At 49.1% G+C, this 23,915-nt stretch carries 18 protein-coding genes and 2 pseudogenes; 12 read left to right on the plus strand and 8 right to left on the minus strand.

Annotated features, from left to right (window positions below):
• Positions 1-370 precede the first annotated feature (370 nt).
• The gene (locus NG795_RS03070; protein ID WP_367287203.1) at positions 371-2,038 is read right to left on the minus strand and encodes a DUF1565 domain-containing protein; all 1,668 of its coding nucleotides are present in this window, start codon (positions 2,036-2,038) and stop codon (positions 371-373) included.
• A 275-nt stretch (positions 2,039-2,313) separates the two neighbouring features.
• Here NG795_RS03070 and NG795_RS03075 point away from each other — a divergent pair, with 275 nt between their 5' ends.
• Positions 2,314-3,426 (plus strand): thiamine phosphate synthase, encoded by a 1,113-nt coding sequence (locus NG795_RS03075; protein WP_367287204.1) that lies wholly within the window; start codon positions 2,314-2,316, stop codon positions 3,424-3,426.
• Positions 3,419-3,628 (plus strand): sulfur carrier protein ThiS, encoded by a 210-nt coding sequence (gene thiS, locus NG795_RS03080; protein ID WP_015147635.1) that lies wholly within the window; start codon positions 3,419-3,421, stop codon positions 3,626-3,628. Before NG795_RS03075 ends, thiS begins: the two co-directional genes overlap by 8 nt.
• 685 nt (positions 3,629-4,313) lie before the next feature.
• Here thiS and NG795_RS03085 read toward each other — a convergent pair.
• Entirely contained in the window at positions 4,314-5,591 is a 1,278-nt protein-coding gene (locus NG795_RS03085; RefSeq protein ID WP_367287205.1) for an MFS transporter, read from the minus strand.
• A gap of 237 nt (positions 5,592-5,828) precedes the next feature.
• Between NG795_RS03085 and NG795_RS03090 the strand changes: the two are divergent.
• The 4 genes and pseudogenes from NG795_RS03090 to NG795_RS03105 all read left to right on the plus strand — a co-directional run.
• Positions 5,829-6,242 (plus strand): annotated as a pseudogene (locus NG795_RS03090) (thiamine phosphate synthase); the annotation flags it as partial.
• 2 nt (positions 6,243-6,244) lie between these two features.
• Positions 6,245-6,355 (plus strand): annotated as a pseudogene (locus NG795_RS03095) (MoaD/ThiS family protein); the annotation flags it as partial.
• Between the two features lie 389 nt (positions 6,356-6,744).
• Positions 6,745-7,710 (plus strand): DUF1517 domain-containing protein, encoded by a 966-nt coding sequence (locus tag NG795_RS03100; protein WP_367287206.1) that lies wholly within the window; start codon positions 6,745-6,747, stop codon positions 7,708-7,710.
• Positions 7,711-7,928: 218 nt separating this feature from the next.
• Positions 7,929-9,812: a protein kinase domain-containing protein gene (locus NG795_RS03105; RefSeq protein ID WP_367287207.1), complete on the plus strand. Its 1,884-nt coding sequence runs from the start codon at positions 7,929-7,931 to the stop codon at positions 9,810-9,812.
• Positions 9,813-9,970: 158 nt separating this feature from the next.
• Here NG795_RS03105 and NG795_RS03110 read toward each other — a convergent pair whose 3' ends face one another.
• The 4 genes from NG795_RS03110 to NG795_RS03125 all read right to left on the minus strand — a co-directional run bounded on the left by NG795_RS03110 (position 9,971) and on the right by NG795_RS03125 (position 14,106).
• Positions 9,971-11,248, minus strand: coding sequence for a glycosyltransferase (locus tag NG795_RS03110; protein WP_367287208.1), 1,278 nt, complete (start codon positions 11,246-11,248; stop codon positions 9,971-9,973).
• A gap of 36 nt (positions 11,249-11,284) precedes the next feature.
• Positions 11,285-11,506 carry a hypothetical protein gene (locus NG795_RS03115; protein WP_367287209.1) on the minus strand — a complete coding sequence of 74 codons (222 nt, stop codon included), beginning with the start codon at positions 11,504-11,506 and terminating at the stop codon, positions 11,285-11,287.
• A gap of 417 nt (positions 11,507-11,923) precedes the next feature.
• Complete coding sequence (locus NG795_RS03120) at positions 11,924-12,871, minus strand: glycosyltransferase family 2 protein (protein ID WP_367287210.1); 948 nt, start codon at positions 12,869-12,871, stop codon at positions 11,924-11,926.
• 248 nt (positions 12,872-13,119) lie between these two features.
• Positions 13,120-14,106 carry a glycosyltransferase family 2 protein gene (locus NG795_RS03125; RefSeq protein ID WP_367287211.1) on the minus strand — a complete coding sequence of 329 codons (987 nt, stop codon included), beginning with the start codon at positions 14,104-14,106 and terminating at the stop codon, positions 13,120-13,122.
• 453 nt (positions 14,107-14,559) lie between these two features.
• Here NG795_RS03125 and cobU point away from each other — a divergent pair, with 453 nt between their 5' ends.
• On the plus strand, positions 14,560-15,132 hold the full coding sequence (gene cobU / locus NG795_RS03130) for a bifunctional adenosylcobinamide kinase/adenosylcobinamide-phosphate guanylyltransferase (protein ID WP_367287212.1): 573 nt from the start codon (positions 14,560-14,562) through the stop codon (positions 15,130-15,132).
• Positions 15,133-15,486: 354 nt separating this feature from the next.
• The gene (locus NG795_RS03135; protein ID WP_367287213.1) at positions 15,487-16,014 is read left to right on the plus strand and encodes a hypothetical protein; all 528 of its coding nucleotides are present in this window, start codon (positions 15,487-15,489) and stop codon (positions 16,012-16,014) included.
• A 35-nt stretch (positions 16,015-16,049) separates the two neighbouring features.
• Here the strand turns inward: NG795_RS03135 and NG795_RS03140 are convergent, their stop codons facing one another.
• Complete coding sequence (locus tag NG795_RS03140; RefSeq protein WP_367287214.1) at positions 16,050-17,027, minus strand: ribonuclease Z; 978 nt, start codon at positions 17,025-17,027, stop codon at positions 16,050-16,052.
• 414 nt (positions 17,028-17,441) lie between these two features.
• Between NG795_RS03140 and NG795_RS03145 the strand changes: the two genes are divergently transcribed.
• Together NG795_RS03145 and NG795_RS03150 are read left to right on the plus strand one after the other, a co-directional pair.
• The gene (locus NG795_RS03145) at positions 17,442-18,632 is read left to right on the plus strand and encodes a SpoIID/LytB domain-containing protein (protein ID WP_367287215.1); all 1,191 of its coding nucleotides are present in this window, start codon (positions 17,442-17,444) and stop codon (positions 18,630-18,632) included.
• A 126-nt stretch (positions 18,633-18,758) separates the two neighbouring features.
• Entirely contained in the window at positions 18,759-18,989 is a 231-nt protein-coding gene (locus tag NG795_RS03150) for a hypothetical protein (protein WP_367287216.1), read from the plus strand.
• A 49-nt stretch (positions 18,990-19,038) separates the two neighbouring features.
• On the opposite strand, the gene NG795_RS03155 is transcribed toward NG795_RS03150, so the two are convergent.
• Positions 19,039-20,349 (minus strand): hypothetical protein, encoded by a 1,311-nt coding sequence (locus tag NG795_RS03155; RefSeq protein ID WP_367287590.1) that lies wholly within the window; start codon positions 20,347-20,349, stop codon positions 19,039-19,041.
• A gap of 185 nt (positions 20,350-20,534) precedes the next feature.
• Here NG795_RS03155 and NG795_RS03160 point away from each other — a divergent pair, with 185 nt between their 5' ends.
• A complete protein-coding gene (locus tag NG795_RS03160) occupies positions 20,535-21,515 on the plus strand; it encodes a pentapeptide repeat-containing protein (protein ID WP_367287217.1) in 981 nt (326 codons plus the stop codon).
• A gap of 571 nt (positions 21,516-22,086) precedes the next feature.
• On the plus strand, positions 22,087-23,880 hold the full coding sequence (gene typA / locus NG795_RS03165) for a translational GTPase TypA (RefSeq protein ID WP_367287218.1): 1,794 nt from the start codon (positions 22,087-22,089) through the stop codon (positions 23,878-23,880).
• Positions 23,881-23,915 lie beyond the last annotated feature (35 nt).

Below are 23,915 nucleotides of genomic sequence, written 5' to 3' on the forward strand. Positions count from 1 at the left end.
AATAGGTTTCTTACACTCATGGCGATTGACCTTCCTCTTAACTCCACTTCCGGTCCCCTCCCCAAGACACAGGGGAGGGGACCGGAAAGTGCATTTAATACTCCCTACGGTATTTAAAGGTCTATAAAAACGGATTAGTAGGGGCGCAATGCGCAGGCCCCTACACATACCCCTTGATGCCGGCTGTTTTTCTAGACTTATCAGTCCCGTATGGAGTATAATCTATCAGGCAAATCACCCTAAGTGTAAAAAACTTACCCTTGGCCAACTTTGCACAAAAAATCAGGAGTCTAATTGTTCACAATTCGTTAAGCGGAATTGCTGTTAATCGTGACTCCTGAAAGTGAATTTTTACAGATTAATTAAGAGATTATTCGATATCTAAAACCACCCCAGTTAATCCGTTGCGCTGAAGCAGTTGCATCATTTCATCTACTTTGTCTTGGGTGGCAAAAGCTCCAACCTGCATTACCATCCGACCATTAATTTGGGTGCGGAAGGCATCGGAAACGATGCGACGGACCCGTGCTTGTTCGCTGCTACTGGTGGCATTGACAATCACTCGATAGCGCAGTCCCAAAGCGGCAGCACGGCTCGGAGGTGACGGAGGCCCATTACCCGCACCGCCACTGGGAACACCCACAACCGGGACTCCAGCGCCGCCATTTCCGATCGGGGGGGTGGCATCAGGGACGGGTAGGAGGTTGGGTAGGGTATCTCCCGGTCGATTACCGATCGCCGGTGCCGGTGCAGGGGGTCGCGGTGCCGGTGCAGTCCCGGTTTGGGGGGGCGGCACCGGAATTGAAATACCTTGACCGGGTGTGGGAACGGGGAGACTTACCGTCGCCGATAAGGGCGGGGGAGGCTGAGGTGTGGTGGCGGTTGGACTCGGAAAAGAGGCTGGGGTTGCCGGGGGTGTGGGGGCTGGAGTCGCTGCGGGCCGGGGTAAAGGTAAAGGGCGCGGGGGTTGACTGACAACCGGGGCGCTGGCTACCGGGGCGAGGGTCCCATTCAGGTCCAAGCGTCCACTGGTGCGATCGCTGGCGACTTGATTCCCAAACGCCGGAACAATCTCTTTCGTCGCACTGCAATTAATATCCATCTGGCCGTTATTGCGGACCACATTCCCCCCGGGATCCCCCGAGGTCCCCATATCCGGACGAGAATTGCCAACGGCAACCACCCCATTGTCCTGATTGCTTTCAATCTGATTGTTCCGCAACACGGGACGGGCGGTTCCATGAATCACCACCCCATCTCGATTCTGCCTCACCTGATTCCCAGTCAAGATCGGTTCCGCTTTTTGGCCGATCGAGATTCCAAATCCAGTGCGCTCAAACACATTCTCCACAAGCTGGGGTCGAGAGGTTCCATAAATGGTGATGCCGTTGGCCCCATTTTCCACAAAATGATTCCCCCGGATTGTCGGTGCACTATTGCCCACGACGGAAATCCCATCATGTCCGCTGCGGGTGAAGGTGTTATCTGTGACCTCCATTGAGGCTGATTCAACCCACAAGGCATAACCGCTGGTATTGTCATTGGTCAGGGTAATCCCAGAGACCCGGGCTCCATCAGCGGCGACGAGACCCACATTTTGTCTTGCAGAAGTCCGACTCAGATACAGACCCCCGCCTCGGATGATGATTCCGCGTCCTCGATTGCTGGTATCCCCTTCCAGAGCTACTTGGGGTTTAAGGATTAGGGGAAAGCTCTCCCCAGTTTCAGCGCTATAAGTCCCGGGACTCAGCCGGATTGTAGTGTTGGGTTTGGCTTGTCGCAACGCTTGAGTAATCGTTTTAAAGGGGGCGGATTCGCTCCCGTTACCACTGGAGTCATTCCCCTGAGTGGGATTGACAAATAGCTGGGTTTGTGAGGCTACTTCGGTGCCGGAATTTTGGGCGGTTTGGAATTCAGGAACGTTTTGGGCGATCGCCGTTGACCCATAGAACCAAAACAATGCAGTCGTGGCAACTCCTAACGGGGCCAGGATGCGATACTTATCTGAATGCGATTGATGGGGGCTTCTAAAACTCACGACTCTCCTCCTACTAAACGAATCACCTTCTTCAGTTACAGTTCATCTGATGTAGATGCCGATAAAATGCCCGAATGTCAATCTCTTCCCTCCTGATTATCCAATGAATGTAACGGATGTCTAATTTTTTGTGCCACAATAAATTTCACCGCTTAAAAAAAATTAAAAAAGCGCCCAAGATATTATAAGTTTGCATCATAGAGTTCCTCAATGTTCACGCCTCATGGGAAACGTTAAAACAGACTGTTCGGATATAGCAATCACAGGGGGTTTCAATGGCTGACAAAAACAGCGGGTTAGCAAGGGTGTCGGATTTAGGGACCCTCCAGTTGCAACCGGCGCTCTGTCGGATTTTAGATGCCAATTTAGACCGGGCACGAGAAGGCTTGCGGATTATTGAAGAATGGTGTCGCTTTGGCTTGCAAAGTTCACCTCTGGCTCATGAGTGTAAATCCATGCGCCAGGAACTTGCCAGTTGGCACGCACCGGAACTGCGGGCGGCCCGCAATACCCCAGGGGACCCCGGTACAGACCTGAGCCACCCCCAAGAAGAAGAACGCTCTGGCATTGATTCCCTGTTGCAGGCGAACTGCTGTCGGGTGGAAGAAGCCCTGCGGGTCCTGGAGGAATATGGCAAGCTGTACCATCCAGATATGGGCGCTGTGTTTAAGCAGATGCGTTACCGCGTTTATACCCTGGAAAGTAGTTTAATGGCTTACCGGCGTCGTCAACTCCTGGATCAATCTCCTCTATATCTGGTTACGTCCCAAAATGATAAGTTGTTCGCCGTGGTAGAAGCGGCCCTAGAAGGGGGCTTAACCTTGGTGCAGTACCGTGACAAAAATACAGATGATGGGGAGCGTCTCAGGAATGCGGAACAACTCCGCCAGATTTGTCACCACTACGGGGCCCTTTTTATTATGAATGACCGGGTGGATTTAGCCTTAGCTGTAGATGCGGATGGGGTGCATTTGGGACAACAGGATATGCCGATCGCCTTTGCACGCCAGTTGCTTGGCCCTCAACGTTTAATCGGTCGTTCTACCACGAACCCGGAAGAAATGCAACGGGCGATCGCAGAAGGGGCGGACTATATTGGGGTGGGTCCGGTGTATGAAACGCCGACAAAACCGGGCAAAACTCCAGCGGGTTTGGCCTATGTTCGCTATGCTTCGGAGCATTCTTCGATTCCTTGGTTTGCGATCGGTGGTATCGATATGCACAACCTCACCGATGTCCTCGATTGTGGTGCGGAACGGGTGGCAGTGGTGCGTGGCATCATGGATGTGGAACAGCCGACATTAGTTACCCAATATTTTCTGTCTCAAATGAATCGGATTCAAACCCTGAAAGCTGTTGAACAACGGAATGTCCAGTCTAATGCCTGAAATAGCGTTACAAGTAAATGGTGAAACCCAGTCTTGTCCCCCGGGACTGAATCTCCCGCAGTTTCTAGAACAGTTGGGGTTAAATCCGCGATTGGTGGCGGTGGAGTACAACGGGGAAATCCTCCATCGGCAATTTTGGGAGGGAACTCAGATGCAGCAAGGCGATCGGCTGGAAATTGTCACCATTGTGGGCGGCGGTTAAGGGTCCATAAGGAAGGAGCAATTGCAACACCTATAGGGGTTAAAACGAGTTGCAACAACCGGCGGGGGATAAATCCCCCGCCTAACAGCTCAAGTCGGTTGAAACCGACTGAAAACACCACGACATAAGACTTGCAGTCGTCTTTAGACGACTTTAGCTATTAGGCCGCCAATCGTTTAAACCCCCGCCGGTTGTTGAGAATGGTGCAAGATCTCGGTTTCAACCCCCGCCGGTTGCCCGCCGGTTGTTGCAATTGGTGCAAGCTCTCAGATTGATGTAAAAACCCCTAGGTTCGGCTATCCTCCCCCAAATCCGTTGGAATTTCGAGTTCGGTTGGCAGAGGAAAACGATGCATTAGAAGGGAGGCAGAACGTTAAATCTGCCTGCCGACTCCCAAATTACAGAACGGTACTGATAGAACAGATACCTTCTGAGTCGGAACCCTTTTGAAGAGAATCGGACTTCCTAGCTGCTTTATGTATAGAAAACTGCTTTCAGCAATTAAACCCTTTTTCAAACCCCTCCTGGCGATCGCCTGGGTCGCCGTCCGTCTCGTCCGCACTACAAAAACGGTATTTTTTCTTAATAAGTAGGTCAATAAAATTAAATATCAAAACTTCAAAAAAACCGAGTTTTTAACCCCGTTTTTTTGAAGTTTAATTACGCATCACTTTTCCCCTTTCCCTTAACTAGCTTTAGAATTTTCTATTTCATCTAAAGGAATAAAAAATAGAGTGAGCATTCCCGGAATTGCTAGTAAACATACGAGTATAAAAAATCCTGGATAGCCAAGTTTTTCCTGAATGTAACCGCTAATTAATCCCGGAATCATCATGCCAAGTGCCATAATCCCTGTAGAGATTGCAAAATGAGAAGTTTTGTACTCTCCCTTGCAAATATACATTAAATAAACCGCGAAAGCAGTATAGCCTAATCCCGAACAAAATTGATCCAGGGAAACAAGGGGATAGACTAATAGTTTTTCCGGTTGAGTATAAGCCATATAAACGTAAAAGATATTCGGTAAATTCAAGGCTAACGCCATCGGCCAAATAGTTTTCTTTAATCCATATTTGGCAATAATAAGCCCGCCCAATATACCTCCCATCAGTAAAGATATTACCCCTACGGTTAGGTTAATCCAACCCACATCTTCGGTTGATAGTCCTAAGCCTCCTACTGCTAGGCTATCTTTAAAAAATAAAGTAGCCATTTTTCCAAGTAGTGCTTCTCCGAATCGATAGAGCAAGATAAATGCTAGTGTAGCCGCAATTTTATTCTGTCGAAAGTAAGAACTAATGACTTCTACAAAAGGAACAGTTTCTTTAATTTCCTTTGGAGAAAGTTGGGAATCACTTTCAGGGAAAGGTAAAATCAATCGGTGATAAAGGAAAAGCCCCCCAAAGATTAAAGCGGTTAAACCTAGGGCAAGACTCCAGCTTAAAGGAATATTGCCGAGGGATGTTGCCAGTCTACCCGCAAATACTATTAAAACTCCCTCCGTGAACATCCGGGCTACTCGGTAAAAAATATTGCGAATACCCACATAGAAAGCTTGTTGTTCTGGACTTAATGCCAGCATATAAAATCCGTCAGCCGCAATGTCATGGGTGGCGGAAATAAAAGCAGCGACTGTAAAGGCGCATAGAGAGATGAAAAAGAAATTCGACATTTGCACAGAGAGCGCTATTAAACTTAAGCAGCCCATCATAGCTAAATTTGTATAGAGTATCCAATTCCTTTTCGTTGAGTAAATATCAATAAAAGGTCCCCAAAACATTTTTATGACCCAAGGCAGGTAAAGAAGGCTTGTCCAAAAAGTAATTTCGGCATTGCTTATTTTTAGGTCTTTATAAATCAGAAGCGAAACCGTGTTAATAATGAAATAAGGGACGCCTTCAGCAAAATAAAGGGTCGGAACGAAAGTCCAAGGGTTGCGATACGAGCTTTTTTTGAATATCATGAAATTGATTTTAGGAAAAAAGGCCAGAAATCAAACGGGGGAATTTGCCTGTGGAAAACAGGAGCGTCAAGAAAGTCGGAAAATATTAATTTACCATGTGTCACTTATATCTTTAGACTTTCTTCATCAGGGATCGATCGCCACTTTGATGACTTTGCGATCGCGCATATTGGTACTCGGTAGCGCCAATGCCGCCTTTGCCGCCCGTTCTGGGGGACGCATTGGGGGTGGTTCCCTGTGGTAGAAGCGGCCCTAAAAGGGGGCTTAACCTTGGTGCAGTCCCGTGACAAAAATACAGATGATGCGGACTATCTCCAGAATGCGGAACAACTGCGCCAAATTTGTCACCACTACGGGGTGTTATTGATTATGAATGACCCGGTAGACTTGGCCTTTGGGGTGCCTGGGGGACAACAGGATATGCCGATCGCCTTTGCACGGCACTTGCTTGGCCCTCAACGTTTAATCGGTCCTCCTACCACGAACCCGGAAGAAAGGCAACGGGCGATCGCAGAAGGGGCGAACTATCTTGGGGTGGGTCCGGTGTATGAAACCCCCACAAAACCGGGTAAAGTCTCAGCGGGTCTAGCTTATGTCCGCTATGCTTCGGAGCATTCTTCGGTCCCTTGGTTTGCGATCGGTGGCATCGAGGGTTGATGGCGGTGGATTACACCGGGGAAATTCTCCATCGGCAATTTTGGGAGGAAACTCCGATGCAGCAAGGCGATCGCCTGGAAATTGTTCCCATTGTTGGCAGCGGCTAAGGGTCCCAGGGAAGCAATTGCAACACCGGCGGGGGTTTTAACCCCCGCCTCATAGCTAAAGTCGGTTAAAAACCGACTAAAGACATCACGAGATAAGACTTTCAGTCGGTTTCAACCGACTTTAGCTGTTAGGCCGCCAATCGTTTTAACTCCCGCCGGTTGTTGCAATTGGTGCAAGATATGACATCGGAGAAATCCCCAAGGTTCGGCTATCCTCCCCCAAATTCGTTGGGATTTCGAGTTCCGTTGGCAGAGGAAAACGATACATTAGAAGGGAGGCAGAAAGTTACCTCTGCCTGCCGACTCCCAAATTCCAGAATGGTACTGATATAGCAGACACCTTCTGAGTCGGGACCCTTTTGATGAGAATTGGACTTCCTAGCTGCTTTATGTATAGAAAACTGCTTTCAGCAATTAAACCCTTTTTCAAACCCCTCCTGGCGATCGCCTTGGTCGTTGTTTTGGTCCTCGGTAGTGCCGATGCTGCCTTTGCCGCTCGTTCTGGGGGACGCATCGGAGGCGGTTCCTTCCGTGCCCCCTCTCGCTCCTATTCTTCTCCAACCCGCACCTATCAACCCGGGGCGGGTGGTGGCTATTATCCCGGTGGCGGTGGATTTGGATTTCCCTTCCTGCTGCCGTTCTTCGGCTTTGGCGGAGGGTTTGGCGGATTGTTCAGTATCTTCATTGTGATCGCCCTTGCCAACTTCCTGATGCAAGCTTTCCGCCGTGCCGGTAGCGAAGAAACTGCTGAATCCACGAACAATCCGACAGTGGCGATCGGTCAAGTCCAAGTCGGACTCTTAGCCGAAGCGCGAGGACTACAAGAGGAACTCGATAAACTCGCCATGAGTGCCAATACTGGGTCTGCAGAAGGTCGTGCCCAAGTCCTGCAAGAAGTCAGCCTCGCCCTCTTGCGCCATCCCGAATACTGGGTTTACGGTGCCACCCAATCGGAAAAAACCCGCTTAGCGGTTGCCGAAGCCAAATTTAACCAACTCGCCCTCGCGGAACGGTCCAAAGTTCAAGAGGAAACCCTTTCCAATGTCAATAACCAGTTACGCGACGGTAATGCAACCAAAGCCTTACCGACGGATGAAAACGGCGAACTGATGACAACCGAAACCGCTGCACCCAGTGAATATATCGTGGTCACTTTAGTCGTCGGCACATTAGGTAATCTGCAACTCCCCACGATTAACGGTTCTGACCAAATGCGCCAAGCCTTAAGTCAAATTGGCGGCATTGGTAGCGAACAATTGTTAGCCTTCGAGGTCCTCTGGACACCGCAAGCGAAAGGAGATACTCTCACTACCGATGATATGTTGACCTACTATCCGAATCTACAATTGGTATAAGTTCACTGTTTTGAGCAGTTGACTTCAAAGAGGGAGGTATCACTTGCTATCTCCCTCTTTTTATGAAAGAAAGGGAACCACAGATTTCACAGATTTTCACGGATTTTTTTCTGTGTAATCTGTGAAATTTGTGTAATCTGTGGTTTCAGGATTACCACCAATCTTTATGCGATAATCAGGAAACGCTATATTGTCCTATTAGCTTCCCCTGAGACTGTATGAGCCTGTGCATCAACCCCCACTGTTCCAAACCCGATCGCCTCGATAATATCAATAACCGTTACTGTCAAAGTTGCGGTTCTGACTTGTTTCTGAATGAGCGTTATCGGGTCATGCGGCTATTGAGCGATCGCAGCGGTTTTGGCAATATTTACGAAGTGTTTGAGCAGGGGACCCCCAAAATCCTGAAAGTTCTCAAGTCAGAGTGGAATAGCGACGCGAAAGCCGTTGAGTTATTTAAGCGAGAAGCAGAAGTCCTGCGTCAACTCCCTCACCCCGGCATTCCCCAAGTGGAGGGTTACTTCCAGTATCAAACCCGATCAAATTTTGGGTTGCACTGCATTGTCATGGAAAAAATTGACGGGGTTGATTTAGAACAATGGTTAGAGCAACGGAATAATCAAGGGATTACCCAGGAACAAGCAATTCAATGGTTGAAAGAAATTGCCGAAATTTTGCAGCTTGTTCATGAAAAGCAGTTTTTTCATCGAGATATTAAGCCCGGGAATATTATGATTCGTCCCAATGGGCAATTAGTCTTGATTGACTTCGGCACAGCGCGCCAAGAAACTTATACTTACTTAGCAAAAGTGGGCGGAGTTGGCGGCATTACTTCAGTCACTTCTGCGGGATATACGCCACCGGAACAGCAAAATGCTCAAGCGGTACCGCAATCGGATTTTTTTGCCTTGGGGCGGACCTTGGTGCAGTTATTAACCGGGCAACATCCCTTAAAGTTTTATGATGCTCATCAGGATGAGTTAAACTGGCGCAGTCCTTCGGGAATCTCCCCTCTGTTATTAGATTTTATTGATAATTTAATGGAGCGAATTCCCAGCAAGCGCCCCATGAATACTCAGGCGTTATTGCATCGCATTGAGGAACTGGAAAAAATTTTAATAATAGTGCCTAAGTCGCCTCTAATAGGTCGAGTAAGCGGGTCCAATTATCTGCAAGCGAATCCTTGTGTTATCAAAAAAGCGACTTATTGTGTTAACACCCTAGCCAATATCCTAAGGGGTCATTCTAGCATGGTTAGCTCTGTAGCCATTAGCCCAGATGGGCAGACTCTTGTCAGTGGTAGTCTTGACGAGACTATCAAAATCTGGAATCTGGCCACCGGGAATTTAATCCGTACCCTAGCGGGTCATTCTCGCGGGGTTAGTTCTATAAAAATTAGCCCAGATGGGCAGACCCTTGTCAGTTGCGGTCGTGACAATTGCGGTCGTGGCAATATCAAAATCTGGAATCTCACCACCGGGAATTTAATCCGTACCCTAGCGGGTCATTCTCTCTGGGTTAGTTCTGTAGCCATTAGCCCAGATGGGCAGACCCTTGTTAGTTGCGGTGGTGACAAGGATATCAAAATCTGGAATCTGGCCACTGGGAATTTAATCTCTACCCTAGCGGTTTATTCTCCCTTCCTTGCTTCTGTAAAAATTAGCCCGGATGGGCAGACCCTTGTCAGTCATGGTGGCTCCACTATCAAAATCTGGAATCTAGCTACCGGGAATTTAATCTCTACCCCAGCGGTTCATTCTCGCAAGGTTAATTCTGTGGCCATTAGCCCAGATGGGCAGACCCTTGTCAGTGGTAGTCTTGACACGACTATCAAAATCTCGAATCTGGCCACTGGGAATTTAATCCGTACCCTAGGGCGTCATTCTCTCTGGGTTAGGTCTGTAGCCATTAGCCCAGATGGGCAGACCCTTGTCAGTTGCGGTGGTGACGCGGCTATCAAAATCTGGAATCTGGCCAATGGGAATTTAATCCGTACCCTAGGGGGTCATTCTCTCTGGGTTACGTCTGTAGCCATTAGCCCGGATGGGCAGACCCTTGTCAGTTGCGATCGTAACACTATCAAAATCTGGCGAGGTCAATAAAGTAGGCGGGGAACCGCAGTAAATTAACCACAGATTACACAAATTTTCAGGGATTTTTTCTGTGTCATCTGTGTAATCTGTGGTTTAAGGATTAGATGGGGACGATGCCTCGTTTGACGGCAACGATCGCCGCTTGGGTGCGATCTCGACCTAGTAGGTTATGGTTTCGCGAGCACAGGTTTTCCAGTCAAGACCACCTGTTCAATAATATCAGCCGCGCGCGTCACTCCTCCAGCCCGTTGAATTGCTTCTTGGAGCGCGATCGCCCGTTGTTTATAGGACTCCTCCCCCAACACCTTCTGAATCGCCGTTCGTAGCTTCGGAACGCTCAACTGCTTCAACGGAACCACTTCACCAACCCCCGTCCAAGCAATCCGTGCTGCCACTCCCGGTTGGTCATTGGTGACAGGAATGGCCACCATTGGAACTCCATTTTTCAAACATTCCATTGTGGTATTCATCCCGGCATGAGTAATGGTCAGGGTTGCTTTTTGTAACAATTCTAATTGGGGTGCATAACCCACAACAAGAGGATTACCTGGCAATTGAGGGATGGACTCAGGACTAATCCCCCCACCGAGAGAAATCACCAACTGCGCCTCTAATCCTTCACAAGCTGCGGCAATGGTTTGAAATACAGTTTCCCCTTGATTTTGAATCGTTCCCATTGAGGCATAAATTAAGGGGAGCCCCGTTAATTTTTCAAAGGGAAATGGGACTGATTTTCGCGTTTGGGGATTGTCATAAGGCCCTGTAAAATGAAAACAGGAGGGTAAAGTAGTTCGGGGAAACTCAAATTCCGCAGGTTGTTGGCTAAGTTGAGCCAGTTTAGAGTAAACCTCATTCGGGTGAGCGTGTAAAGGCAAATTCCACTGGCGGCGATAATCAGCAATGAGTTCTCGAACCGGCTTGCTTAAATAAGTGAGAAACTGATAGCCCAACTTATTCCGTAAACGCCCTTGCCAAGTTGGATTATACTCCCACGGAGTACAAAATGGAGGAATATTAGGGTCTCGGTTCATCATTAAAGCACTACATACTGTGACAAAAGGAATATTCAAAAATTCTGCAAGGGTTCCACCGTAGAGGGAAACTTGATCCACAAGTAACGCTTCTACCCCAGCTTTTTTGAGGATTGCGGGAGCTTGCTTGAAGGTAAGAGTTGCCTTTTCTGCAAAGATTTCAACCGTATATCGAAATCCTGCTAAACCCCGAAGCTGACCCATTTTTTTTAGCTGTTCTGCGACTGTTCCAGCAGGAATTTCCTGTTCGGCAATGGGGCAAAATTCTAAGCCACTTTCCAGAGTTTTGTCCTTGGCATCAATATAGTTAAATACCGTCACTCGATGCCCCCGTCGGATCAGCTCATACCCTAAAGGTATCATCGTATTAAAGTGCCCGGTAGAAAATGGACAAATAATTCCAAAATGAGTCATGGGTAGATGCTCCTTTAAATTTAAAGAATTTGCGGTTTATTCACCTTGTTTAACCCGAACCGTAAACTGTTTGACCACCCATTCTCGGTAAGAATAAGCAGCATTTAATCGGCGGTCCTGGGGTTGTTCCTGGCCGATCACCTCCGCTAACAGAGACAGCGGATCAGACCCACTATAACCCCGATATCCTGGAGGCGCAACCATCAGGCGATCGAGTGCCGGTAACCCAAACCCGCACTCGATACCCCAGGATGACAAAGACTTTGATAATATCAGTCCACTCCTTATATCCCTCGGGTAAACTGAGGCAAAAAGGTATGACTTCTCGGTGTTCGACTCCCGGAGAAACTTCTACAAACATCTCTTTATCCGGTTTCGGCCAAACTTGTGGAATTGACCAATCTGATTCTAAATTCAGGATAACAACTGTCAACGGACTGGAGTAAAAGTTAATAACTCCTAAGAAAAGCCATTCCCCTTTCTGAATGCTTGGATTCAGAGGGTCATCCAACGGTTGAAACTTTTTCAACTGAATCGCGGGTGAATCAATCCCTTCGGCATAGCGGTACTTTTGGGGAGGACTTTGGCAAAAAAGTAACCACAAATTGCACGGATTTTCACTAGGTCTGTGAAATCGGTGCAATCTGTGGTTAACAGTGGATTGAGAGGAAGAGTTTAGGCTGATTCTTTGATTTCTGGAAGGGTTGGGGTTTGGGAGGTGGGTTTGGTGGAGAGTTGATTTAACTGTCCGCCAAATTTGCGGAGTTCAAAGAGTTTTACTCCGATTTGATATTCATATTGACTTAACAGGCGTCCATAAATGTATCCGGCTTTGCCATCTAAAAAGCCTAGTTTAAGGATGTAGAACCAGATAAATCTGAGGAGGGGTTTGAAGGGGAGGCGGACCCAAACGGTTTTTAGAAAGCGTTTGCGTTGGACAGCATCGCCAAAGAAGTTGGCTCCAATGGTGCCACTGTCGTCTTTTCCGGTGAGTAGGTTGTAGTACACTCGCGCTTCCCAGTTGGAGTAGCGATTGTGACGTTCTAACCATTGATAAATGTCTCGGAAGTCTTCATGAATCATGTCCGCTTTCAGATAGGCGGCGGGACGATCTAAGATGACGTGCTCGTGGACTTCGTTATCGCCGGTGTTGGGAACGTCTTCGGTATTTAAGTTTTCATATCGGCCTTTTTGATGGCGGAATAAGCGGAGATTCCAGTCGGGATATTTGCCGCCAAAACGAATCCATTTACCGAGGAAGAAGACTTTACGATTCAGATAATATCCGTCATAGTTGGGATTTTGGATGGCTTGGGCCATTTCTTCCCAAAGTTCTAGGGGGATGCGTTCGTCACAATCGACGATTAGCACCCATTCGTTGCGAAAGGGGAGGTTTTCTAAGGACCAATTTTTCTTTTTGGGCCAGCCGCCGTTAAAGTGGAATTGAACAACTTTTGCACCCCAATTTTCGGCGATTTCAATGCTCCGATCGCTACTTTGGGAATCGACTAAAAAGACTTCATCGGCGAGTTCCAGACTCGCTAGGCAAGCCGGGAGATTGGCTTGTTCATTTTTAGCGGGAATCAAAACAGAAATTGGAATTTTTGAGGGTGTCGAGGCCATGATTATCTGGTTTAACCTAATGCAAGCTTACAGTATGGACAACAGGTTGACTTTGTACCCGCAGGGGTTAAGGGTAATTCTCAAACTCAGGGGTAGAGTAGGGGCAGCTTAGACGCTTAAGAATGGGTGAATATGACGATCGCCCTCGATACTCCACCAGCCTGTTCTGCCAATCTCGTTCATCTTCGTTTATCCTCGTTGATCTCCATCCTAGGCACATTCCAACCTCCGATTCGCTCTCTCTAGTTTTAACCTTGTTCGGCCCGATCGCTCGAATGCTTCTCCCCACCCGATGCGGTTGTGGATCCGGCAGATGGAGAACCCAAAAACAGGGCGCGGATGGCTGCACTTAAATACCCAATCTGACCGTAAGCGTACACCAAGTTGTCAAAGCTTAAGGCCGGATCCCGAACATATTTTAAAGATTTATAAATCCCCCGCAGGAATTTTTCCCCGCCATTACTCAACTGTCCCATGCCAGCGCGTCCTGTCAGTTGTTCGCGGTAACACTCGCTAATCCCCTGCCACCACCCGCGACTCAAAAACCAACTGCGCTTTAACCTTTCTGGCGCAACGTTATGGGCGGCGATCGCCTCGGGGAGATAAGCCACTTCCCATCCTTGATTCAGGGCCAGTTCAGTCATGTGGAGTTCTTCGTTGGAAAGCAAGGATTTCCCCACCCGCCCGAGGTTCAAATCAAAACCGCCCACTGTTTCCAGAAACGATCGCCGAATCGAGTAATTTAACCCTCTGGGAGTCAGACCCGGTTCACGAATCAAGGTAATTTGGTCCCCGAGGTCATAAGCGCCTAGATTGGACGCTAGACCGGCAGAAAGCCAAATCGGAGGTTCAACCCCTTCGGGCCAAATTAAGGTCACTTTCCCCCCAGCGATCGCCAACTTTTCATTTTGCTGATAAGCATTCCACAGGGTTTGCAACCACTGGGGTGAGGCGACTGCATCATCATCCAGATAGGCCAAAATTTCACTGCGGGCCTGTTTAAATCCCGTATTGCGGGCGAAGGATAACCCCAGGGTGGGTTCATAAATGTACTTGAGACGCGGATCCGACTCCCGTTGGGCGACCACCTCTTTGGTGCGATCGGTCGATCCGTTATCCACCACGAGGATTTCAAAATTGGGAAAATCTTGCTGGAGTAAGCTATCAATCGCATCGCCTAAATAGACGTCTCGATTGTGGGTACAAATAATTGCAGAGATATCGGGCTGTGGCATAAATGGGTTACTCCGATTGAGTCTAGCTCCTGTGCTGAGTTGTTAAATCGTCCCCGTGGGAATTGAATCTGCTTTCAAAAGAGTTCTGATCACTCCCCAGGGTTATCATGCGGCTTTTCACTAAACAGACCCTGTGCCCAGTCCGTCTGTGTCTTAAGATTTTATTTGGATTTGAGCGTTTAAACGGACGGTATAATTTACGATAAAAATTCGGGATACCCGAGCAGTTTGGACTCTTTCGTTTCTCTGTTTAACAGATTTCAACCTCCTTAACTCTGGGTGAAAGGATCTGGAATGGAGTGACTCTCCTTGGAGCAGTATAACTTACCGCTCTAGCAAAACAACTGATACACCAGACCGGATGACAGGGAACAAGGGTCGTCAGGGCGGGTGAGTCTTTGGGAAAATCCGGACACAGGACTGAGCCAATCACAACAATCAGGGATAGAACGGGTGGTGAAACGAATCATTTTGGTAACGGGACCGGCGCGATCGGGCAAGAGTGAATGGGCGGAACTGTTGGCGGAACAGTCGGGTAAACCCGTGATTTATCTCGCCACCTCTCGTCTGGAGTCCGATGACTCAGAGTGGCAAGAGCGAATCGATCGCCACCGCCAAAGGCGACAGGCAACCTGGAGGACCCAAGAGGTTCCGGTCGCACTCACCGCAGCCCTTCTCCAAGAGACTACTTCCGACAATCCCAGTTGTCTGTTGGTGGATTCTTTAGGCACTTGGGTGGCGAATCTGTTGGCAGAAGATGACCCAAGTTGGAGTGCAATTTTAGAGGAGTTGATGGAGAGTCTGAAGGGGTTGAAGCAAGGAACGGTGATTTTTGTGGCAGAGGAGACAGGATGGGGGGTGGTTCCCGCCTACCCAATGGGTCGAAGCTTTCGCGATCGCCTGGGGGATGTGGTGCGGCGTTTAGGGGCGATCGCTGACCCAGTTTATCTGGTGACTGGGGGTCATGCCGTGAATTTGAGTGCGATCGGTTCGGTTCTCCCCCCCACTAAAACCCAAGAGGATTAGGGAAAAAACCTATCAATTCAGCCTGACCCTAAATATCCCCCAGAGGAGGATTTCTCCCACTCAATCTGTGGATTTTTCTAAGCCGTCTCGGTTGAGCACAAGCTAAGATATATCTATGCTCATGTTTCCTAAGATTGGAAAGAGAATCGCCAGGGATCTCAGTCAGCGTAGGTCATCTTTATGGATGACTGGCTTGGATGGTGCGGCTAAATCCTGGGAACTGGCGATATCTAAATCCGCTAGAAACTCTCGGGAAACAGCCTCTTGGTCCATTCGTTAGGTTTAGTAACAATTGGGCGAATTACTCCGATAGAGTTGATTCGTCAGGACAGCAAAAAGATTTCAGGAAAATTTATGGCAACGGAAGAACAGGTCAAAAAATATCTTGCCTACTGGTTCCAATTAGGCAAAAAAGTTATGGTTAATAATGGGACGGATAAATTGCTGCCGGAGCCAATTTACCAGGACAATTCCTACAGTCCAGAATTTGAGAGATGTTGGCAAATGCTGACCGACCCCAAAAATGGCAGTTGTTATGTGGAGGGAACCCATGAAACGATCTCCGAATTGCTAACGCAAAAGTGGGACGTGATGCTCTGTGCAAGATGTACCATGCCGATTCCTGCCAAAATTCGGGGAACTCCGCCGGAAAATTGTCCTTGTGTGGATTTACCCTCCTGGCCGAATTTGGAGGTTCCCCAACCGCGATCGCCCATAGACTCAACCCATCGCCTCGGAGGAATTCGCGATCGCCTCCGCAATTATCGCCCCAAGGAAGACAACGGCAGCGCTATCTTCGTTCCCAATCAGAAAGTGATTCCTTTATTAGAAGACCTTCCGCGATGCGAATGTCCGGCTGTTTCCGAAACAGGAGGAGAATAAAAGCCCTTCAAAGGTTTAGGGCGATCGCGCTTAATTCACGACCTGCGATCGCTCCTAGTCCCCACCGACTCTAACTCCGTCGAACGATGGCGTTCCACCTCATAAGTCCAGAAATCATAAGCCATCTCGGTATTCGGAAAAATCGCCTGGGCTTCCTGGCGCAAATCCTCCAACTGGATATCATTTCCCGGGGCATATCGGGGGCTAAAATGGGTCATAATCAATGTTTTCACCCGGGCAGCTAAAGCCACCTGCGCCGCCATCGTACTGGTCGAATGCAGGCGATCGATTGCCAACTGGGCATCTTGATGGGAAAAAGTCGCTTCATGAATCAACACATCCACATCTTGCGCCAGTTGCACCGCCCCCTCGCAAAAAATCGTATCCGTACAATAGGCCATTTTCCGCCCCGGTTCCGTGGGTCCACATAACTCCTGACCCGAAATCTGCCGCCCATCGCTCAAAGTCACCGTTTCCCCGCGTTTGAGTTGACCATACACAGGACCCGAGGGAATCCCTAAAGCCGCCGCTTTTTCCACATTAAACCGTCCCGCGCGGTCTTTTTCCTCGACCCGATAGCCATAAGCCGTGACCCGATGTTCTAGGCGTCCGCATTTGACGATAAACTCATCATCCTCATAGACCACTCCCGGCCGACTCTGATGGACTTTTATCGGATAGGAGAAATGCGTTTGGGAGTAGCGACTACAGGCTTGAAGATAGTCATTTAACCCGGCAGGACCGTAAATATCAATCCGACTGGCATTACCGGCTAAACCGCAACTAGCTAACAGACCCATCAATCCAAAGATATGGTCCCCGTGGAGATGGGTGATGAAGATGCGACTAATTTGACTAATTTTGATATCGCTGCTGAGAATTTGATGTTGGGTGCCTTCGCCGCAGTCAAACAGCCAGACCTCCGATCGCTGAGGCAGACGGACCGCCAAACTGGATACGTTCCGCGATCGCGTCGGTACACCTGAACTGGTTCCTAAAAACGTAATCTGCATCTTAAGGCGCTCTTTTGACTGTTCAAATAACTTATTTTAGGCAATTTCTACCCTTCGGACTTCCTGCATACTGGGTTCAACGGGATTAAATCGAAAATCCTCTGATTCAGGCTCAATAAAACGGACTCAATTCTACTTTGAGGGAACAGAGAACCAGAGCCTTGAAACGATAACTCGCTATCCTATCATAGTTTTCAAGACTTACCCATTCCCTCTAGACCTCTTGTGCGGATTAAAATTCAGCCTAAAGAATAAGTACATCTGCCCTCTCATCTCCTCATATTGCTTGTATGATAGGGGGTTATGACAAGACATGGGGCAGACTTCCGCTGTGAAGAAAGCCCTTGAACCCAATTACCGACTATCTTTTGAACTTTATCTTAGAGGATTCCCTGTTTGAGGAGCTTGCCAACCATGAAACTAGCACCCAACCCAACCCGATTGTTATCTCCACTCAAGCCTTTGTGGGAAAGCCGACACCAGTGGTGGCTGATTGCTTTGATGTGGCTGATGATGGTGGCCCCGGCGCAAGCCAGTTTATTGTTGCGAGTCGCGATTAAACAAGATGTCAGCGAAGTAACCATTGGCAGTTCTACCCCCGCTACAGTCTTGGATAGTGCGGGTCAGTCCTTGGGACAACTCAATGGCATGGAGGCATCCTTAGCCCGGAGTACGGGGTCCGGTGTGGCCCTCGGGGGCTGGCAAGGCAACCAAATCGTGATCGAACCGAGTGGGGATGGGTTTGTTTATATTGGCGATCGCTGGTATCGCGGCAATACAATCCTGGTTCCCACCTCCGGCGGCCTCACGGTGATTAACCAGGTGGACCTCGAAGAATATCTCTACAGTGTCTTAGGGGCGGAAATGAGTCCGAGTTGGCCCCAGGAAGCCCTCAAAGCTCAAGCCGTAGCGGCCCGAACTTATGCCCTCTATCAGCGCCAAAAACGTGGAAATTCCCTCTATGACTTGGGCAATGACACCTACTGGCAAGTCTATCAAGGGGTCGAAAAAGAAGCCAATACCACCCATGCTGCGGTCCAAGCCACTGCCGGACAAGTCCTGGTTTACAATGGTCAACCCATTGAAGCCGTTTTCCACTCCTCCTCGGGGGGACATACAGAAAATGTGGAAGATGTCTGGATGGAACCGAGGCCCTATCTACGCGGGGTCCCGGACCATGATGCCGGTTCCCCGGTCTACCAATGGACCGAAACCTTCACCAGCAGTCAACTCAGCAGTCGGATCTCCGGCGTCGGGAATGTCCTGTCCATGAGACCTCAACGCACTAGCCCCCACGGAAGGATTCAGTCGATCCTGATTGTGGGAGATGCGGGTCAGCGGACTCTTGATGGGGAAGAATTACGGCAAGCCCTTAACCTCCGAAGCGCCCGGTTTACCGTGGTGCCCCAAGGGGGTCCCTCAGCGAGTAAAAATACCCTATCCAATACCCCCGCTGGATTTACCATTCAGGGTCGAGGATTTGGTCATGGCATCGGATTAAGTCAGTGGGGGGCTTACAATCTGGCTTCCCAGGGTGTAAATTACCAACAAATTGTCCTCCACTATTATCAAAATGCTACTTTGGCAAAAATTCGTGTAGAGTAAGCTGTTGAGGATTGGCTCACGGATCCGCTCGACTATTAACGTCTAATTCCAATTCTCCCCTCTATTTCCCACAGTAAGGGAGCGGGAGATATTTTTTGTCCAACCATCTATAACAGGAGAATCACTGTGCCAAAGTGGGAGTACCTTTTCGTTCGATTTGACTACTTTGCCGGTGACCTCTGCGTGCATAGTGCAAACGGACAAGAACTGCGAAACGAACAGAAAAAGCAACCGCTTTATGACTATTCCAATCAGATGGGAGAACAGGGTTGGGAAATGCTCAATTTTAATTTTACCCCGGCCTATGGTTATGGGTTTTTGACCTTTAAACGTCTGAAGCTGGATCAAGAAGAATGAGGGGAAGGATGAAGGGAGAAAGCATCTGTTTTCCTTCATCCTTCAGATTTTATCCTTCCAAACGCTTGCGCCATTCGGCATCCAGTTTGGCAGAATTTTGGCTTTCTTGTTCGATTAAATCGGTTTCGGTGGTGTAGGCAATATCCCCGCTTCCGATGATGTTTTGGGCGGCAAATTGTTGGGCGTAAGTGAGTTTTTGGCGCAACTCATCCGAGGGTTGATTTAAGACGATCGCCTGTTGTTGTCTGGCTTCGTTTCGAGCTTCGACTTTGCGGTTGCGTCCTTTCAGCCACAAGTACCGAATTAAGGGAACAGACAAAAATGCAATTCCATACCCAATCAACAGCCAGTAAATCGAGGCAGTAAACGCCACTAATCCGCCAATCTGAGCAGCGATCGCCCCGTCTTGCAATAAATACCCCAGGAAAATTCCTCCCCCAATATTCAACACCCCCAATCCAGCAGCTAGGCTTAATTGACTGGAAGAGGCTTCGCTAAATTTCCAGGTCAATTCCCGTAAATAGGACGGAACCGGCAAGGTGTTCCGTTGTTGGACTGTCGTCTGCAATTCGGGAAAATGATAGACAATCTGCCCGTCAGGACTGACTTCCGGACGACCATTAAATCGGGTCAGGACCGGCAGCATATAATCTTCATATTCCTTGCCATATCCCGTTCCCAAATCATCCAAATAGGGCGCAATTTGTTCGGCAACCACTGCGCCTTGATTATTCCGAATCGTAGCGGCGATCGCCTGCCAGCGTCGTTCCTCTAAATTGGCATTCGGGTTCCCATCTCCAAACAAAAATGAAAACACCGACTCCAAAAAGTTCATCGACTCTTCTGATGATGAAGCCGCCTGCGCTTTTTGTCTCCTTTCCCGCTGATACCGGCCATAGTTAGGATTGAAAAACCAGAAAATATCCGGTCCCCAAAACATTCGCGGGAAAAATATCATCCCCCCACCTCGGGACCGACTCCGATTGCTGTTGCTATCTTTATTCGACATGGTTAGCAGAATAAAGATGCTGGCAAAAATAATAAAAATCGACAGGATTAAAATAATCCCAAACGAAATCCGGATCAGGTAGAACAGAATCCGCCACACCTTTTCCCACCACTCCTGCAACTGAATTCGGAAATACTTATTCCGCAGAATGGCACGAAATTGTTTGGGAAACTGATAGACAATATCTCCCGTGTCCGCAACTTGTAAATGTCCTCCAGCTTCGGAAGCTAAAGCTAATAATTCTCGCTCGGCGAGATTCACTTGCAGTCCTGCGCTAGTTGCCACGTCACCGACGGTGACGCGATAATCCAGCTTTTCGACAGCCTGCATTACTGTGGGATTTAGAGCCATATCCTGCCCTCGTTGAATTTCCCGATCTTCTTCTAGTATAGGATTTTCCCGAGTGGGGCGGAGCATGAACCAATGCTAACCTCAGATTATCCGGAATCCGGTACTGATCGGTTTAACCCGCACCCTGAAGGTTTTTATAGACTTTAGATACCGGATTTCACACTCTCTCAGGAGACAGGAACACCATGAAACGGACGATCGCACCAAAACAGTTCGCAGCAACGCTGTTATCCGCTGCTGCTGCGGCATTACTTCCCTTCGCCTTTCCCCAAACCGCCTTCGGGGTTGATCCCGATCATGTCCTCCGGTTATTGCGAACCAATGAATGTATGGGATGCGACTTGATTGGGGCAGACTTGCGCGGGGCCAATCTTGCCGGGGCCAATTTACTCGGGGCGGATTTGCGCGGGGCCAATCTTACCGAGTCCAATCTCAGTCGGGCAGATTTACGCGGGGCCATTCTGCGCTGGGCCGATTTTTCTGGGGCCAATCTGAGTGAAGCGCGGTTTGTGCGACCCCTACCCACGACGATTCGCCGCGATCGCATTACCTCGGTTAACCCCCCGTTAGTCATCTCTCAACTCACGGCAGCAGACTTGCGCGATGCGATTATGAACGGGACCAATCTTCATAAAGCCAATTTAAGCGGGGCCAATCTCGTCCGTGCAGACTTGAGAAATGCCAACCTTACCCAAGCGGATTTATCCACCGCCAATGTGCGCGCCGCCAACCTCTCCGGGGCGAATCTCCGGGGGGCACTGTTACTCACCACCAAGCTCAATGGTACGGACCTAAGTTTTGCCGACTTGAGTTTTACCGAACTCAGCGGGGCCCATCTGATGGATGCCAATCTCCAACAAGCGAGTCTGCGCGGGGCTAATTTATCGGCGATCGAACCCACGGGTCGCCAATGTCCCGGGGCCACCTGTAAGGTTTCGCTGACCTACCTAGACCGGGCCAACTTACTAGGGGCCGATTTACGCGGGGCGAACTTCACCGGGGCCAGTTTAGAACGGGCAACCCTTCAAAATGCCAATTTATATGGGGCAAATCTAACCCGGGCGCGTCTGGGAGAGGCTAATTTGGAAAATGCCCAATTAATGAATACCAATCTCAATGAGGCGCAACTGAGTCTAACTCCTCAGCCTGATGGAGGGCGCAGATAGAAACCGAGGTAGAGGCGCTTCGAGAAGCGCCTCTACAGATGGGTGAAACCGAGGTAGAGGCGCTTCGAGAAGCGCCTCTACAGGCGGGGGTTTAAACCCCCGCCTAATAGCTAAAGTCGGTTGAAAACCGACTGCTCGTCTTATCCGGTGGTTTTTTTAGTCGTCTTTAGACGACTTTAGCTGTTAGGCCGCCAATCGTTTGAACCCCCGCCGGTTGTTGAGAATGGTGCAAGATGTCAGATTTATCCGACTTGCGCTATAGCTAAAGTCGGTTGAAAACCGACTGCTCGTCTTATCCGGTGGTTTTTTTAGTCGTCTTTAGACGACTTTAGCTGTTAGGCCGCCAATCGTTTGAACCCCCGCCGGTTGTTGAGAATGGTGCAAGATGTCAGATTTATCCGACTTGCGCTGTTAGCTTAAACCCCCGCCGGGTGTTGCCACTGGAAATCCGTAAAAACAAAAATTTAGATATCGCATCTGCAATCTCGATTAAGATGCGCTAGAATTGTAAAGAAATATAAATGCTATCTGCTTCACTTATTTCTGCAATTTCGCATCCCTGACGCAATTTATGAGTCTTCCCATTCGCAACCTCGCAATCATCGCCCACGTCGATCACGGTAAAACCACCCTCGTTGACGCTCTCCTCAAACAATCTGGCATCTTCCGCGAAGGGGAAGAGGTTCCTGATTGCGTCATGGACTCCAATGACTTAGAACGGGAGCGCGGTATTACCATCCTCTCCAAAAATACTGCCGTTCGCTTCAAAGACACCTTAATCAATATCGTCGATACCCCCGGTCACGCTGACTTTGGCGGTGAAGTGGAACGGGTTCTGGGTATGGTGGATGGCTGTCTGCTGATTGTGGACGCCAATGAAGGTCCCATGCCTCAAACTCGCTTTGTCTTGAAAAAAGCCTTAGAAAAAGGGCTACGCCCGATTGTGGTGGTTAATAAAATTGACCGCCCCCGAGCTGACCCCCACGCGGCAGTGGATAAAGTCTTGGATTTATTCATCGAACTCGGGGCCGATGATGACCAGTGCGAGTTCCCCTACCTGTTTGCTTCCGGTCTTGATGGATATGCCAAAACGACTATGGAAGATGAAGGGGTGGATATGCAGCCCCTCTTTGACCTGATTCTCGATCGCGTTCCGCCTCCGGTCGGAGACCCCACCAAACCCCTCCAGTTGCAAGTCACGACCCTGGACTATTCTGAATATGTAGGTCGGATTGTCATCGGTCGGATTCACAATGGGGTGATTAAAGCCGGTCAACAGGCTGCTTTGGTCAAGGAAGGGGGCGAAATTGTTAAGTCCAAAATCACCAAATTAATGGGATTTGAAGGACTCAATCGGGTGGATATGCCGGAAGCTTCTGCCGGTTATATTGTCGCTGTTGCCGGGTTTGCGGATGCCAATATTGGGGAAACCATTACTTGTCCCAATGAACCCCAAGCGTTACCTTTAATTAAGGTGGATGAACCGACCTTACAGATGACCTTCTGGGTGAATGATTCTCCCTTTGCTGGACAAGAAGGCACCTTCGTTACCTCTCGCCAATTGCGCGATCGCCTCCTGCGAGAACTGGAAACCAACGTCGCCCTCCGCGTGGAAGAAACCGACTCCCCAGATAAATTCCTCGTTTCAGGACGGGGTGAATTGCACCTGGGTATCTTAATCGAAACCATGCGTCGGGAAGGCTACGAATTCCAAGTTTCCCAACCCCAAGTTATCTATCGCGAAATCAACGGTCAACCCTGTGAACCGTTTGAATGTCTGGTTCTGGACGTTCCTGAAGAAGGGGTGGGCGGTTGTATGCAGCGCCTCGGAGAACGACGCGGGGAAATGCAAGATATGCGCGCCAATGCCACGGGACGCACTCAACTGGAATTTGCGATTCCTGCACGGGGTTTAATCGGGTTCCGAGGCGAGTTTATGCGTCTGACTCGCGGGGCCGGAATTATGAACCATAGCTTCCTCGATTATCGCCCTCTTGCCGGAGATATTGAAGCCCGTCGCAACGGTGTGATTATTGCCTTTGAGGAAGGGGCTGCAACGTTCTATTCCTTGAAAAATGCGGAGGACCGAGGCGTGTTCTTTATTACTCCGGGGACGAAAGTATATAAAGGCATGATTGTCGGGGAACATAACCGTCCCCAAGACTTAGATTTGAATGTGGCGAAGACGAAGCAGTTATCGAACGTGCGGTCTTCCACTGGGGATGAACTGGTGCAGTTACAAGCGCCGGTGGAAATGAGTTTAGAACGGGCGCTGGAATACATTGGTCCCGAAGAGTTGTTAGAAGTCACCCCGATATCGATTCGCTTGCGGAAGATGACGGTTAAGAAGTTAGCGAAACGCTAATTTATGTGAGAGTATTGGATGTAGCGGACAGGCTA

The organism is Laspinema palackyanum D2c (assembly GCF_025370875.1).
Classification (GTDB): Bacteria; Cyanobacteriota; Cyanobacteriia; order Cyanobacteriales; family Laspinemataceae; genus Laspinema; species Laspinema palackyanum.

Coding starts and splice junctions, on each gene's coding strand:
- NG795_RS03075 (WP_367287204.1), top strand. CDS start 2,314: ATGGCTGACAAAAACAGCGGGTTAGCAAGGGTGTCGGATTTAGGGACC.
- thiS (WP_015147635.1), top strand. CDS start 3,419: ATGCCTGAAATAGCGTTACAAGTAAATGGTGAAACCCAGTCTTGTCCC.
- NG795_RS03140 (WP_367287214.1), bottom strand. CDS start 17,027: ATGCAGATTACGTTTTTAGGAACCAGTTCAGGTGTACCGACGCGATCG.
- NG795_RS03125 (WP_367287211.1), bottom strand. CDS start 14,106: ATGCCACAGCCCGATATCTCTGCAATTATTTGTACCCACAATCGAGAC.
- NG795_RS03110 (WP_367287208.1), bottom strand. CDS start 11,248: ATGACTCATTTTGGAATTATTTGTCCATTTTCTACCGGGCACTTTAAT.
- NG795_RS03105 (WP_367287207.1), top strand. CDS start 7,929: ATGAGCCTGTGCATCAACCCCCACTGTTCCAAACCCGATCGCCTCGAT.
- NG795_RS03155 (WP_367287590.1), bottom strand. CDS start 20,349: ATGGCTCTAAATCCCACAGTAATGCAGGCTGTCGAAAAGCTGGATTAT.
- NG795_RS03135 (WP_367287213.1), top strand. CDS start 15,487: ATGGCAACGGAAGAACAGGTCAAAAAATATCTTGCCTACTGGTTCCAA.
- NG795_RS03120 (WP_367287210.1), bottom strand. CDS start 12,871: ATGGCCTCGACACCCTCAAAAATTCCAATTTCTGTTTTGATTCCCGCT.
- NG795_RS03085 (WP_367287205.1), bottom strand. CDS start 5,591: ATGATATTCAAAAAAAGCTCGTATCGCAACCCTTGGACTTTCGTTCCG.
- typA (WP_367287218.1), top strand. CDS start 22,087: ATGAGTCTTCCCATTCGCAACCTCGCAATCATCGCCCACGTCGATCAC.
- NG795_RS03145 (WP_367287215.1), top strand. CDS start 17,442: ATGAAACTAGCACCCAACCCAACCCGATTGTTATCTCCACTCAAGCCT.
- NG795_RS03100 (WP_367287206.1), top strand. CDS start 6,745: ATGTATAGAAAACTGCTTTCAGCAATTAAACCCTTTTTCAAACCCCTC.
- NG795_RS03160 (WP_367287217.1), top strand. CDS start 20,535: ATGAAACGGACGATCGCACCAAAACAGTTCGCAGCAACGCTGTTATCC.